This window comes from Clostridium drakei, assembly GCF_000633595.2.
Taxonomy (GTDB): Bacteria; Bacillota; Clostridia; order Clostridiales; family Clostridiaceae; genus Clostridium_AM; species Clostridium_AM drakei.
Window position 1 is genome coordinate 19,563 of the sequence record NZ_JIBU02000032.1, and the last position, 14,829, is coordinate 34,391.

Consider the following 14,829-nt stretch of genomic DNA (forward strand, 5'->3'; position numbering starts at 1 on the left):
TAAAAGTTGAAAGTTGAGAATTGAGACTCAACTTTCAACTTTTAAAGAAAGGGGGGGTAACTTGTGAGCCTTATAGATAAAATTCATGAAGCAGGCGTTGTAGGTGCAGGAGGTGCAGGTTTTCCTACGGATAAAAAGCTTAATTGTAAAGTAGAATATTTTATAATTAACGGATTGGAATGTGAACCTCTTTTGCAATCAGATAAATATATAATGAGAAATAAAAGTGATGAAATAGTAAAAGCTGCACAGGAAATAGGAAAATTAGTGGAAGCTTCAAATATAGTTATAAGTTTAAAAAAGGAATATGAAAAGGAAATAGAAGCACTAAAGAAGTCTATAGACAAATTAAATTCTAATGTAACTTTATATTTATCAGATGTATTTTACCCTGCAGGAGATGAACAAACACTGGTGTATGAAGTTACAGGTAGAACAATACCGCCAGCAGGTATTCCTTTAAATGTAGGAGCTGTAGTATCTAATGTTAGTACGGTTTTTAATATATATGAAGCTATTGAAGATAAGCCTGTTATGTATAAGTATGTTACGGTTATAGGGGAAATTAGAATACCTTCAATAATTAAAGTTCCTATTGGTACTCCTGTATTACAATGTATAGAGAGTTGTGGCGGAGCTAAACTTGATGATTATGCAGTAATAATGGGCGGACCTATGATGGGAAAAAGAGTATTAAAGAAGGATTTAGAAAGTAGATTTATAACTAAAACCGATGGTGCTATTATAGTGCTGTCTTCAGAACACTATTTATTTAATAGAGAAAAAATTACTATAGAGCATATGAAGAAACAAGCAAAATCAGCTTGTATACAATGTCACTATTGTACTGATATGTGTCCTAGAAATTTAATAGGACATCCTATGCATCCTCATAAAATTATGAGAAATGTGGCTTTTGGCATTGAGAATGAAGAAGCCTTAAAGGAAACACTTATATGTTGTGAATGTGGAGTTTGTGAAATGTATGCTTGTCCTATGGGATTATCTCCAAAAAGGATAAATGTATATTTTAAAAATGAATTGAGAAAGAAAGGAATAAAGTGGGTAAATGATAAGAAAAGATTTGAAGCATCTTTAATAAGGGATTATAGAAAAGTACCTACAAAGAGGCTTATCAGGAGGCTTCACCTAAATGATTATATTGGTCAGGTTTTGAAAGAAGGAGAAGAAATAATACCTTCTAAAGTAGAAATACCACTTAAACAAAATATAGGAGCACCAGCAGAAGCTATAGTTTCTTTAGGAGATAAAGTATTTAAAGGACAAAAAATAGGAGAAGTAAAAGAAGGAAATATGGGTGCTAATATACATGCTAGCATAGATGGTGTTGTATCAGATATAAAGGGTGGCAGGATTGTTATAAAGCTTATGAAGCCAGAGGTGATTGTATGATAAAAACTATAGGAATGTTGGAATTAAACAGTATAGCAAAAGGACTTGAGACGGCAGATAAGGTAGTTAAAGCAGGAGAAGTAGATTTACTTCTTGCAAGAACAATATGTCCTGGAAAATACATTATTCTTATAACAGGAAATGTTGGCGCTGTAAAATCAGCTATAAATACAGGAGAAGAATTTGCACAGGAATATTTGGTAGATAAATTAATGCTTCCAAATGTGCATTGTCAAGTTATACCAGCAATTAATGAAGCTACCAATGTGGAGAAAATAAAGGATTTAGGAGTACTTGAATTTTTTAGTGTATCCGCAGCTATAATTGCAGCAGATGCTGCTGTAAAATCAGCTAATGTAGACTTGATTGAACTTAGATTAGGTATAGGCATAGGTGGAAAATCATTTGTAACTTTAACTGGGGATGTAAGTTCAGTAAAAAATGCAGTTACAGTAGGTGCTAATACTGCCTTGGACAATGGAATGTTTGTAAATAAAGCTGTAATATCCGGACCAGATAAGCAGTTAATTAAATTTTTATAACTTTATACATTAAAGGAGGAATGAAATATGGCAAAGATAATAATAGCCCCAGGCAAGTATGTACAAGGAAATGGTGAATTAAAAAATATTAAAGAACATACTAAAGCTCTTGGAAAATCATTTTTCATAATTGCTAGTGAAAATGGAATAAAAAGAAGCAAGTTAATTATTGAAGATAGCTTTAAAGGATCAGATGCCAAACTTACCTTTGAAAAATTTAATGGAGAATGTTGTAAAAGTGAAATAGATAGATTAAGAAAGTCTGTAAAAGATAATAACTGTGATGTAATAGTGGGAATGGGAGGAGGAAAAATATTTGATACTGCAAAAGCAGTAGCTTATTATGAAAATCTTCCTGTAGTTGTAGTTCCTACCATAGCATCAACAGATGCACCTTGTAGTGCTTTATCAGTTATTTATACAGAAGAAGGAGTATTTAGTGAATACCTTGTATTACCTAAAAATCCTGAATTAGTTTTGGTGGATACTGGTATTGTAGTTAAGGCTCCAGCAAGATTGTTGGTATCAGGTATAGGTGATGCACTTGCTACTTACTTTGAAGCAAGAGCTTGTGTAAGATCCAATAGCTTAAATTTAAGTGGAGGAAAGATAACAAAAGCTGCAATTACTTTAGCAGAGCTTTGCTATAATACATTATTAGAAGATGGATTTAAAGCAAAACTTGCAGTTGAAAATAAAGTTTGTACTGAAGCAGTTGAAAATATAGTTGAAGCTAATACATACTTAAGTGGTGTAGGCTTTGAAAGTGGTGGATTAGCAGGAGCCCATGCTATACACAATGGATTTACAGTACTTGAGCATTGTCATCATTTATATCATGGAGAAAAAGTAGCTTTTGGTACTATTGTGCAGTTAGTTTTAGAAAATAGTCCAATGGAAGAAATAGAAGAAGTTATTGGGTTATGTATAGATTTAGGACTTCCTATTACTTTGGCTGATATGGGAATAACTGAAGTTAAGGAAGAAGAAATAAGAAAAGTAGCAGAAGCTAGTTGTGCAGAAGGTGAAAGTATTCACAATATGCCATTTAAAGTTACTGCAGATGATGTATATGCTGCTATACTTACAGCAGATTCACTTGGAAAGCTTTATAAATAATAAATACATTGCAACACAACTTTTTAGGTGGAGTACCATTGAATATATGGTGTATAAAAGGCAGCCGTTCATTAAGGAGCTCTAATGCCTAAATTCTCTCAAAAGCTTTTATACACCATATATTCAAAGCTTCCTCCACCTAGAAAGTTGTGTAGTAACTATAGATATCCAAGTTCATAAATAAATGATCTTGAATTTTATATATAAAACTCCAAATACTATTAGGAAATAAATATCGTATTGGAGTGAATAATATGGCAATGCATTTAGTAGAAGTTAAAACTCTACATGGATATACAATAAATGAATTAAATGAAATAATTAATAGCTCAAAAAGTAAGTATACCCGAGCTCTTTTAAGTGCTGTAATAATGAGATATAACGGAATTCATACTAATGATATCATGAGCACCCTTTGTAGAACACGTGCAGCTATAACTACCTATATACACAAGTGGAACGAATATGGAATAAATTCAATTATAGATAATCGTGGGGGTTCTGAAAGCAGTTTTACCGATGAAATGCTTAATGATTTAAAGGACGTAGTCCTAAGCAAATCACCTGAAACTTTTGGTTATACGCGTTCCAGCTGGACGACAGCTTTATTAGCTCAATATATTGAAGACAAATATGGTAAATCCTATTCACAAGAGTGGATAAGACAACTATTATTAAGTCTTAATTTTTTCTTTAAAAGAGGTCAATATAAACCAACTACTTTTTAAACTAAATATATTAGCCTAACATCAGACTTCGTCGTAGTTTTTAGGTGTTGTAAGTTATGATTATAAATATAAATTGACTTACCCAAATTACTTATAACAATGTAATTAGATACGTATACTTGAACTTGCTAGTTTGAATTTTAACTTTTATGTAGTGATATATGATAAGGGTGTCATCACATAAGCTAAATTGTTTTAGTATTATTCTTAGCTTGAAGATTTGGAAAGCCTTAGAACTTTAGTCCTGTCTGAGGGAACCGAGTTTGACAAAGTTCTTAGGTTTTCCAAATCTTTAAGCTTTAGAATAATTAAAACATTTAGCCGTGATGACACCCTTATCATATATCACGGAATGAAAGTTAAAATCCAAACTTCCACTGCACCCTTATGTGCGAAAGTTAAGTTTTTAACTAGAAGATTTTATTTTCACATTAAAATCTTTAGTACCAGTTGAAGTTTTTGCAGTTACTTTTACTGTATTACCTGCTCCTATGGTATATACAGTTTCTCTTAGATCGTTCATGCTTTTTAATTCTTTACCATTTATAGAAAGAATAACATCACCTTTTTTAAGGCCTGCCTCATAAGAACCACTTCCAGCAGCTATGTCATAAATATAAATACCTTTTTCAAAATTTATATCTAAGTATCCGGCCATAGATTTATCAAAGCCAACTATTCCAATAATAGGTGTGTTAAATTTACCAGTTTCTTTCAAATTTTTTAGTATTGGCTTAACTATGTTAATTGGTACAGCAAAGCCTATACCTTCAGCACTGGTAATTTTTGCAGAATTTACAGCAATAACTTCTCCATTTACATTTAATAGAGGCCCACCACTGTTTCCAGGATTAATAGAAGCGTCTGTTTGAATTAAATCTTCCATAAAAGTACCTTCACTTACCTCGATAGTTCTATTTATGGCACTTATAATTCCTGAAGTAACAGTTCTTTGGAATTTTAATCCTAATGGATTTCCTATAGCAATAGCAGTTTCGCCTATTCTAACTTTAGATGAATCTCCTAATTGTACAGGAGTAAGGTTTTTTTCATTTACTTTAATTATAGAAAGATCTAAGCCTTCATTTGACCATACAGGATTTGCAGGAACATCTCTTCCATCATATAGAGAAACCTTTATACTTTTAGCATTGGTTCCAGCTACATGATTATTAGTAAGTATGTATCCACTATTATCAATTATCATACCAGAACCTACGCCTTGAACCTCTTTATTTCTATTGCTTGCAAAGGTAGTTGTAATGCCAACTACAGATGGTATTATTTTTTCTGAAGCAGTTGTTATAGGAGAAACATTTGTAGAGGTAGTATTTGTGGTATTAGAAGTATTTTGTTGGGCGTTTAATTTATTTTGAGAAATTGTACATCCAGTAAAGTTACAAATGAGAATAATATTTATTAAAATTGAGGATAACATTTTAAATTTTTGCAAGGTTAATCACCACCTTTAATGTTTTATAATGAGAAAAGTATTATTTCTATTTGCTTAGAATATAAAAATAGTGCTATAGTTTTAAATGAATATCTTCTAATCTATGTGGTAAATCTAAATTAGGATTATTTAAATCTCCACCAGCGTTTTTAATAATATCTTTTGCTTTACCAGCATCTTTTTCATCTAAATTTACAACTACTCTATAATTAACATCTGTAATTTCTTCAAAGCCACCCATGCCGCTTACCATAGGACTTGCTGCAACTAAAGGCCTTTTAGAAGGATCATCAGAAAGTCCACCAGAATTTATCACAAGAGATGATAAAGTTTCAGCTTCATTTATTGCTTTTGGAGGATCATTTCTATCGTTATATTCCACATAATGATCATTTAAATCTACTATTGATTTATTAAAGCCTTCTGATTTTAATTTTTCAACAGCACTATTTGCATTTTTTATACCACTAAAATAAGCTTCAATTTTCATTATAATTAACCTCTTTTCATGTAATTTTATAAATATTTTTTCACTGTAGAGTAAATATTATTCTGAATTATTTAACTCAATTGAATTTAAATATAAGGTGTATAATATTAATAATAACGAAATAATTTAAATGGAATTTTTATATAAAAGAGGAAGTTTGAATGCAAATAAAAGTTTATACATTAAATGCTTTTGCAAAAACAGACAATGGAGGAAATCCTGCTGGAGTTGTTTTAGATGCAGATTCTTTATCAGTAAATGACATGCAAAAAGTTGCAGAAAAGGTTGGATTCTCAGAAACAGCTTTTATTAAGAAATCTAATAAGGCTGATTTTAAGGTTAAATTTTTTACTCCTAATAAGGAGGTTGATTTATGTGGACATGCTACTATTGGAACCTTCTATTTGTTGGCAAGCAAAGGAATAATAAAATCAGGCCAGTACACTCAGGAAACTAAAGCTGGCATTTTAAAAGTGGAATGCAGAAATAACAACATGATATATATGAATCAGACGAAGCCTGAATTTTATAAAGTGTTAAATAAAGCAGATATAGCTGATTCATTAAATATAGATGAAGAGGAGATCATGAGTGATACTCCAATTCAAATTGTGTCTACAGGATTAAAGGATATTTTAATTCCAATTAAATCATTGAAGTCATTATATAAAATAAAGCCTGATTTTCAAAAAATATCTCATATTAGTAAAAAGCAAAATGTTGTTGGATATCATGTCTTTACCTTGGAAACGAAACATGATGCTACTGCTCACTGCAGAAATTTTGCACCTTTATATGATATTGATGAGGAAGCTGCAACAGGAACATCAAATGGTGCATTAAGCTGTTATTTATATAAATATGGACTTATTTTACAAAAAAATATTGAAGATTTGTCTTTCGAGCAAGGATATTTTATGAAAAAACCGTCAGAGATTTTAGCTAGTTTGGTAGTTAATAATAACGAAATTGATGAAGTTAGAGTTGGAGGAATTGCCTTAAATATTAAAGAAAAAAATATTGAATTATGATAATGTACAAAAAATTGGACAACTTCACATAATGTTGTATAAGAAATGCAAATGATGGTAGAATCGAAAATAAATTTCCATCATTTGCGATAGATTTTGGATTAGCTATTTTATATATGAATGCTACGATAATCTATACTGCTATATTTTCTTTCTTTTTGTTTTAAATTTATAATCTCCTTTGTAATATTAATAAACTCGTTAGTTGCCTTTGTAAGATATTCTCCACGCCTGTAGGCTGCCACTAGAGTCAAAGTTACATTATCTATTAAAAAATTATTATATTGATTTGCATCTACGTTTAAAAGCCATACAACATTTTCAGGTACTAAAGTAAATCCCATACCAGCAGCGGCAATACAATATGCGGTGTCAAGATTTTTAATTTCCATAAGAACATTTGGTTTGAAATTAGCTCTCTTGAATATCTCATCCATCAAAAGTCTCATTCTTTGTCCATGTTCTAACAAAATAAATGGCTCATTCTTTAAAGAATTAAAATCAATTTTACAGTTATCTCCTGAAAACATTTTAGAATCACATATCCAATGATCTTTTGGAGCTACAAGAAACACTCTTTCAGTAGCTATAGTTTCATATAGAATTTTTTCATTTTGCATTGGAAGATTTAAGATAGCAATATCTATTTTACCATTTATGAGCATTTCCTCTAATCGCATAGTTACATCTTCTTTTATTACTATTTCTATTTCAGGATATTGCCTGTGAAATTCTGGTAATACTAAAGGTAGTACATGTCTTCCGGCCTGATGAGGAACGCCCATTACAAGACGTCCTTTTTTGGAACCTGCGATATCACTAAGTTTTCTTTTCATTCCAGTATTTAAATTGAGAATATCTTTAGCAGTTTGAACATATATCTCTCCTGCATAAGTTAAAATCATTGAACTAGCGCTCCTGTCAAACAATTTTACACCTAAATTATTTTCTAATCTCATAATATATTGACTTAAAGAAGGCTGAGTTATGTACAATTTTTTTGCTGCTTTAGAAATACTTTTTTCTTCTGCAATAGCCATTACGTATTCAAATTGATAAATATCCATTTTGATTACCTCCCTTTTTCATATAGTTTTATCCTATGGATATTATAATAATAATAACATTTTACACTTAGTTCATGAAGGATTACAATATAATTATTAAATAATTATTTAATGATTCGTAATAATCATAATAATCCAAATAATGAAAATATATAATGCATGCATATAGAATAATATAATGACTCTAATATAAAAATCTCTTGAATATTCAATTTACATTACAAGGGGTTTGTTAAAACAAATAAATTGGGAAGTGATGTATAAATGATTGACATTAAGGATCGTGTCCGTAACAAAGCTTTGCATTCTAAAATTGTTACCGCAGAGGAGGCGGCAGCGATCATCAAATCAAACATGAACGTTGGCGTTAGTGGTTTTACTCCATCAGGTTATCCGAAGGCAGTTCCATTAGCTTTGGCTGAAAGAATGAAAAAAGAAAAATTCAAAATTAACCTATGGACAGGAGCTTCAGTTGGCAGTGAACTTGATGGAGCATTATCGGAAGCCAACGGTATTGCAAGAAGGTTACCGTATCAAACAAATAAAAGCTTGCGTAATAAAATTAATAATGGAGAGATTCAATATGTTGATCTTCATCTTAGCCATGTTGCGCAGATGGTTCGCTATGGTTTTCTGGATAAGGTTGATGTTGCTATTGTGGAGGCTTGTGCTATTACTGAAGAAGGTTATATTATTCCAACAACATCACTTGGAAACACAGCCTCTTATGTTCAAAGTGCTGATATTGTGATTGTAGAAATAAATACCACTCAGCCATTGGAATTGGAAGGCATGCATGATGTCTATATACCAATGGATCCTCCTAATCGAGTCCCAATTCCACTTATTAAGATCAACGATCGAATTGGGACTACTTATATTCCAGTTGATCATGATAAAATTACTTATATTGTGCCTTGTGATCGTCCAGATGTTACACGTTCACTATCAGAAATTAGTGACGATGACTTAGCAATAAGTAGTAATCTGATTGATTTTTTCAATTCTGAAGTCAAACATGGTAGGTTACCAAAAAATTTATTGCCATTGCAATCAGGTGTAGGATCTGTGGCTAATGCTGTTACAGCTGGTATAGTAAGATCCCAATACACACATCTCAACGTTTATACGGAAGTTATTCAGGATGGAATGTTTGATCTTATTGATGCTGGTAAACTGGACTTTGCATCTGGAACTGCATTGTCTCCTTCGCCAGAGGGTTTAAAGCGATTTTATGAAAATATTGATGAATATCGTAATAAGATTTTACTTCGTCCACAAGAAATATCTAACAATCCAGGAATAGCTAGACGATTGGGAGTAATAGCTATGAATACAGCTATAGAATTTGACATATATGGTAATGTTAATTCTAGTCATATTATGGGGAGTAAGATGATGAATGGTATTGGTGGCTCAGGTGATTTTGCTCGTAATGGTTATCTAACAATCTTCTTTACTAAATCTACTGCTAAGAATGGTGCTATTTCTTCAATTGTTCCGATGTGTTCACATGTTGATCATACTGAGCACGATACTGATGTTTTCATTACTGAGCTTGGAATAGCAGATGTTCGTGGCCTTAGCCCTAAAGAACGTGCACGTGTTATTATTAAGAACTGTGTTCATCCTGATTATAAGCCAATGCTGATGGATTATTTGGAAAGAGCGGAGAAGGCAACAGGTTTTGCACATACCCCTAACCTTCTTGATGAGGCCTTATCCTGGCATTCTAGGTTCTTAAGTACAAAATCAATGAAATTAAACGGATAAATATATACTGACAATTACTTTACAAATAATGATAATGAAAAGGAGAAAAAGAGTATGGCTAATGAATCAATAAAAGCTAAAATGAAGGCGTATAATGAAAAAGTAGAAAAAGTTTCTGTGAAATTTCCAGAACGCAAAAATCTTGCTCACAAAAGATTATATACTCCATTAGATATTGAAGAATTTGATTATGAGAGCAAATTAGGTTTTCCAGGACAATATCCTTATACAAGAGGTGTACAACCTACTATGTATCGCAGCCGTTTCTGGACTATGCGTCAATATGCTGGATTTTCCAGTGCAGAAGAATCAAATAAACGATATAAATATCTTCTAGATCAAGGACAAACTGGTTTATCATGTGCCTTTGACTTGCCAACTCAAATTGGTTACGATTCAGATGACGAGATTGCCGATGGTGAAGTTGGTAAAGTAGGAGTACCAATAGACTCTTTAGCTGATATGGAGGTACTCTTCAAGGATATTGATCTTAGTAAGGTTTCAACATCAATGACTATAAATGCACCAGCAATGGTATTGTTAGCAATGTACATTACAGTAGCTGAGAAACAAGGTGTTTCGGCTGATAAACTTAAAGGAACTATTCAAAATGATATACTGAAAGAATATTCAGCTCGTGGTACTTATATTTTTCCACCTAAACCTTCTATGAGGCTTATCACTAATATATTTGAGTATTGCTCTAAAAACGTTCCAAAGTGGAATACTATCTCGATTTCAGGATATCACATCCGTGAAGCTGGAGCATCAGCAATTCAGGAAATCGCATTTACTATTGCTGATGGTATAGCTTATGTTGAAGCAGCCATTAAAGCTGGTCTAAACGTAGATGATTTCGCTAAGAGACTTTCCTTTTTCTGGGATGTTCATAATGACTTTTTAGAAGAAATTTGTAAATGTAGAGCTGCACGTCGTGTATGGGCTAAAGTTATGAAAGAAAGGTTTAATGCACAGGAGCCTAAGTCTATGATGCTGCGTACTCATATGCAAACTGCTGGATCTATGCTTACTGCTCAACAACCTGAAAATAATGTTGTACGTGTTGCATTACAGACAGCAGCTGCTGTTTTAAGTGGAACTCAGTCACTACATACAAATTCAAAAGATGAAGCATTAGCATTGCCAACAGAAGATTCAGTACGTGTAGCTTTAAGAACTCAACAAATCGTTGCTTATGAAAGTGGTTTGGCTGATGTAGTTGATCCACTAGCTGGTTCTTACTATATTGAAGCCTTGACTGACAAAATAGAACAAGGATGTTGGGATTATATCAAAAAGATTGATGATATTGGTGGTGCCGTTGAAGCTATTGAAAAAGGCTACGTTCAGAGAGAAATTCAAGAAAGCGCATATAAGTGGCAAACAGCAGTGGAAAGTGGAGAACGAATTATTGTTGGTGTAAATAAATTTCAGATTGAAGAGCCACCAGTAAAGGGTCTTCTTCATGTAGACGAGTCCGTTTGTGAATTACAGAAAGAAAAATTAGCTAAAATGAGAGATAAACGAAATAGTGATGCACTTAAAGGAAAATTGGCTGCATTGGAAGAAGCCGCAAAAGATGAAAATAAAAACTTAATGCCATTTGTAATTGAAGCTGTTAAAGAATATGGAACTCTTGGTGAAATTTGTGGTGTACTACGTAAAGTATTTGGTGAATATCAACCACATGATAGTTTATAAACAAGGAGGAATAATCATGGAAAAACATATTAGAGTATTAGTAGCTAAACCAGGTCTTGATGGACATGATCGTGGAGCTAAAGTGGTAGCCCGTGCTCTTCGTGATGCTGGCTTTGAGGTAATCTATACTGGACTTAGGCAGACACCAGAAGTTATTGTGGAAACAGCATTGCAAGAAGATGTAAATGTAATTGCTGTGAGCATATTATCTGGTTCACATAACACTTTATTTCCGAAGATAATTGCCCTAATGAAGCAAAAAAATATGAGCGATGTACTTCTGATTGGTGGTGGAGTTATTCCAGATGAAGATATACCAGGGCTTAAGAAAGCTGGAGTTGCCGAAATATTTGGACCGGGAACTCCTACACAAGTAACTATTGATTATATCAATGAAAATGTAAAATAGTATTATAAGGTAAGGTAGTCGATAATATTTTTCGGCTATCCTTAGTTCTCATAATATGTACAAATAAGGTGGTGCAGATCTAATGGATATTGTTCAGGAACTTTTGAATGGATCGCCGTGTGCTTTAGCACGGGCTATTACAGCAATAGAAAATGAATACGATGATGCATTTTCTATTATGAAAAAAATATATCCACATACTGGTCGATCGCATGTAATTGGGATTACGGGACCGCCTGGAGCAGGCAAAAGCACTCTGACCGATAAATTGGCTAAGCAATATCGTAAGCAAGGAAAAACAGTTGGAATTATTGCAGTTGATCCTACTAGCCCGTTTTCTGGTGGTGCAATTCTTGGTGATCGTATCAGGATGAATGAATTGACTACTGATCCAGGAGTGTTTATACGCAGTATGGGAACTCGTGGAAGTCTTGGAGGTCTAGCACTTAAGACTTCTGATGTTGTGAAAATTATGGATGCAGCTGGTAAAGATATTATCTTTATTGAAACTGTTGGCGTAGGTCAGTCAGAAGTGGATATCGTTAAAGCCTCTGATACGACAATAGTGACTTTGGTTCCTGGTTCAGGTGATGATATCCAGGCTATCAAAGCTGGAATTCTTGAAATTGGGGATATTTTTGTGATAAACAAAGCTGATCGTGACGGAGTTGAACGATTAAATATCGAGCTTGAAATGATGCTTAACTTAAATCAGAGTGTGGTAGATTGGCGTCCGCCTGTTAAACGAACAATTGCCAGTGATGGTAGTGGGGTAGATGAACTAATAAATAAGATAGAAGAACATATTAGCTATCTTAATCACTCTAATAAATTGGCTGTTCGTCGAACAAAGCGCACACGAGATGAGCTTTTATCACTTCTTAATGAACAGATTAGTCGCTATATGCTAGACAAGATAACAGTATCTGGTGAACTTGATTCACTTATAACTAGTATTGAACAACGAATGTACGATCCTTATACTGTTGTTTCTAAATTATTAAGTAATTATTTGCGTTAATATTAATTTGTAAATAAATGGAGGTAATCTTATGTTTAATGTTTTGAAAGTAGATCATATTGGAATTGCTGTAAAAGACTTAGAAGTTGCTAAAGAGTTTTATACTAAAAAGTTAGGTATGGAAGTACATGGAGAAGAAGTAATTGATTCACAACATGTTAAGGTTTGCTTTATTCCTAGTGGTGATAGTGAATTAGAGCTTCTTGAATCCACATCAATAGATGGTCCAATTGCGAAGTTCATTGAAAAGAATGGTCAAGGAATTCAGCACATTGCTCTTAATGTAGATAACATTGAAAATGCTTTAGTTGATCTGAAAGCTAAAGATGTTAGACTAATCGATGAAGTTCCACGTTATGGTGCTGGTGGTGCAAGTATTGCTTTTGTTCATCCTAAATCTACTGGTGGTATTTTACTGGAACTAACACAACGTAAGTAAATATCAAGAATATCACCTAAGATTATTGCATTTAAAAAATACAAATGAAATTTTATTAGAATTAAATGGATGGGATTATTATAGGAGGTTTCTAAATGGCTATTGATAAGATTAAAGAGCTACATGAACTAAAACAGAAGATATCACTAGGCGGAGGAGAAAAAAGAATAAGTAAGCAGCATGCATTAGGTAAACTTACAGCAAGAGAAAGAATTAATCTTTTACTAGATGAATCGAGCTTTACTGAAATAGATGCATTTGTAAGGCATAGATGCACAGACTTTGGTATGGAAACTAAAGAGGCACCTGGAGAAGGCGTAGTCACAGGTTATGGTACAGTAAATGGTAGAATTGTATATGTATTTGCACAAGACTTTACTGTAATGGGTGGTTCTTTAGGAGAAATGCATGCTAAGAAAATAAGTAAAGTATTAGATTTGGCCATGAAAGTTGGGGCTCCAGTGATTGGTATGAATGATTCAGGTGGAGCTAGAATACAAGAAGGAGTAGATGCATTATCAGGGTATGGAGAAATATTCTATAGAAATGCAATAGCTTCAGGAGTTATACCTCAAATATCTGTTATCATGGGACCATGTGCAGGAGGAGCAGTATATTCTCCAGCGCTTACAGACTTTATATTTATGGTAGATAAAACTAGTCAAATGTTTCTAACAGGCCCTCAGGTTATAAAGACGGTTACAGGTGAAGAAGTGACAGCAGAAGAATTAGGAGGAGCCAAGGTACATAATAGTATAAGTGGTGTGGCTCATTTTATGTCCAAGAATGAAAAAGAGTGTATAAAAGAGATAAGAAGATTACTTAGCTTCTTACCATCAAACAATCTAGAGACTGCACCAATATTATCAACAGATGATGACCCAAATAGAATAGAAGATAAACTAAACAGTATATTACCAGAGAATCTAAGAAAGCCTTATAATATGTTAGAAATCATAAGAACAATAGTTGATGATGGAGATTTCATGAATGTACAATCAAAATTTGCTAAAAATGTTATAACAGGTTTTGCAAGACTAAATGGTTCAAGTATTGGAATTGTAGCAAATCAACCAAAGGAATTAGCGGGTTGTCTTAATATAAATGCATCAGATAAAATTGCAAGATTTATTAGAACATGTGATGCGTTTAATATACCAATACTTACCTTAGTTGATGTACCAGGATGCTTACCAGGATTAAAGCAAGAATATGGTGGAGTCATAAGACATGGAGCTAAAGTGTTATATGCGTATTCAGAAGCAACTGTTCCAAAGATTACAGTTATTATAAGAAAAGGATATGGTGGATCATATGATGCAATGGGAAGCAAAGAATTAGGAGCTGATATTGTATATGCATGGCCTCAAGCAGAAATAGCTGTAATGGGACCAGAAGGAGCCGCTACTGTAATATTTAAAAAAGACATAAATAATTCGGAAAATCCTGAACAAACTAGGATTGAAAAAATTCAAGAATATAAGGATAAATTAGTAACTCCTTATATTGCAGCAAGTAGGGGATTTATTGATGACGTAATAGAACCATCAACTACAAGACCAATGCTAGTAAATGCACTTAAAATGCTTTCAAATAAGAAAGAAACAAGACCATTTAAAAAACATGGTAACTTACCGTTATAA

The 14,829-nt window shown here is 32.9% G+C and carries 14 protein-coding genes; 11 read left to right on the forward strand and 3 right to left on the reverse strand.

All coding sequences use genetic code 11. The features are described from left to right. Window positions 1–63 precede the first annotated feature (63 nt). The 4 genes from EG57_RS0216555 to EG57_RS0216570 all read left to right on the forward strand — a co-directional run bounded on the left by EG57_RS0216555 (window position 64) and on the right by EG57_RS0216570 (window position 3,802). The gene (locus EG57_RS0216555; RefSeq protein ID WP_032078294.1) at window positions 64–1,413 is read left to right on the forward strand and encodes a 4Fe-4S dicluster domain-containing protein; all 1,350 of its coding nucleotides are present in this window, start codon (window positions 64–66) and stop codon (window positions 1,411–1,413) included. Then, the gene (locus EG57_RS0216560; RefSeq protein WP_032078295.1) at window positions 1,410–1,955 is read left to right on the forward strand and encodes a BMC domain-containing protein; all 546 of its coding nucleotides are present in this window, start codon (window positions 1,410–1,412) and stop codon (window positions 1,953–1,955) included. The genes EG57_RS0216555 and EG57_RS0216560 overlap by 4 nt, the downstream gene beginning before the upstream one ends. A gap of 27 nt (window positions 1,956–1,982) precedes the next feature. Further along, window positions 1,983–3,074, forward strand: coding sequence for a glycerol dehydrogenase (locus EG57_RS0216565; protein ID WP_032078296.1), 1,092 nt, complete (start codon window positions 1,983–1,985; stop codon window positions 3,072–3,074). A gap of 254 nt (window positions 3,075–3,328) precedes the next feature. After that, complete coding sequence (locus EG57_RS0216570; protein ID WP_052037986.1) at window positions 3,329–3,802, forward strand: helix-turn-helix domain-containing protein; 474 nt, start codon at window positions 3,329–3,331, stop codon at window positions 3,800–3,802. Between the two features lie 406 nt (window positions 3,803–4,208). On the opposite strand, the gene EG57_RS0216575 is transcribed toward EG57_RS0216570, so the two are convergent. Both EG57_RS0216575 and EG57_RS0216580 read right to left on the reverse strand, forming a co-directional pair. After that, window positions 4,209–5,255 (reverse strand): S1C family serine protease, encoded by a 1,047-nt coding sequence (locus EG57_RS0216575; protein ID WP_032078297.1) that lies wholly within the window; start codon window positions 5,253–5,255, stop codon window positions 4,209–4,211. Window positions 5,256–5,328: 73 nt separating this feature from the next. Next, a complete protein-coding gene (locus tag EG57_RS0216580) occupies window positions 5,329–5,745 on the reverse strand; it encodes a hypothetical protein (protein WP_032078298.1) in 417 nt (138 codons plus the stop codon). 161 nt (window positions 5,746–5,906) lie between these two features. Here EG57_RS0216580 and EG57_RS0216585 point away from each other — a divergent pair, with 161 nt between their 5' ends. Continuing rightward, window positions 5,907–6,776 (forward strand): PhzF family phenazine biosynthesis protein, encoded by an 870-nt coding sequence (locus EG57_RS0216585; RefSeq protein ID WP_032078299.1) that lies wholly within the window; start codon window positions 5,907–5,909, stop codon window positions 6,774–6,776. A 110-nt stretch (window positions 6,777–6,886) separates the two neighbouring features. On the opposite strand, the gene EG57_RS0216590 is transcribed toward EG57_RS0216585, so the two are convergent. Continuing rightward, window positions 6,887–7,843, reverse strand: coding sequence for a LysR family transcriptional regulator (locus EG57_RS0216590; RefSeq protein ID WP_032078300.1), 957 nt, complete (start codon window positions 7,841–7,843; stop codon window positions 6,887–6,889). 264 nt (window positions 7,844–8,107) lie between these two features. Between EG57_RS0216590 and EG57_RS0216595 the strand changes: the two genes are divergently transcribed. The 6 genes from EG57_RS0216595 (at window position 8,108) to EG57_RS0216620 (ending at window position 14,829) form a co-directional block, all read left to right on the forward strand. Then, a complete protein-coding gene (locus EG57_RS0216595) occupies window positions 8,108–9,616 on the forward strand; it encodes an acetyl-CoA hydrolase/transferase family protein (protein WP_032078301.1) in 1,509 nt (502 codons plus the stop codon). A gap of 54 nt (window positions 9,617–9,670) precedes the next feature. Then, the gene (locus EG57_RS0216600) at window positions 9,671–11,317 is read left to right on the forward strand and encodes an acyl-CoA mutase large subunit family protein (RefSeq protein WP_032078302.1); all 1,647 of its coding nucleotides are present in this window, start codon (window positions 9,671–9,673) and stop codon (window positions 11,315–11,317) included. 16 nt (window positions 11,318–11,333) lie between these two features. Continuing rightward, complete coding sequence (locus EG57_RS0216605; RefSeq protein WP_200880570.1) at window positions 11,334–11,726, forward strand: cobalamin B12-binding domain-containing protein; 393 nt, start codon at window positions 11,334–11,336, stop codon at window positions 11,724–11,726. Between the two features lie 82 nt (window positions 11,727–11,808). Next, on the forward strand, window positions 11,809–12,747 hold the full coding sequence (meaB, locus tag EG57_RS0216610) for a methylmalonyl Co-A mutase-associated GTPase MeaB (protein WP_032078303.1): 939 nt from the start codon (window positions 11,809–11,811) through the stop codon (window positions 12,745–12,747). 31 nt (window positions 12,748–12,778) lie between these two features. Then, window positions 12,779–13,186 carry a methylmalonyl-CoA epimerase gene (gene mce / locus EG57_RS0216615; protein ID WP_032078304.1) on the forward strand — a complete coding sequence of 136 codons (408 nt, stop codon included), beginning with the start codon at window positions 12,779–12,781 and terminating at the stop codon, window positions 13,184–13,186. Window positions 13,187–13,281: 95 nt separating this feature from the next. Then, window positions 13,282–14,829: an acyl-CoA carboxylase subunit beta gene (locus EG57_RS0216620; protein WP_032078305.1), complete on the forward strand. Its 1,548-nt coding sequence runs from the start codon at window positions 13,282–13,284 to the stop codon at window positions 14,827–14,829.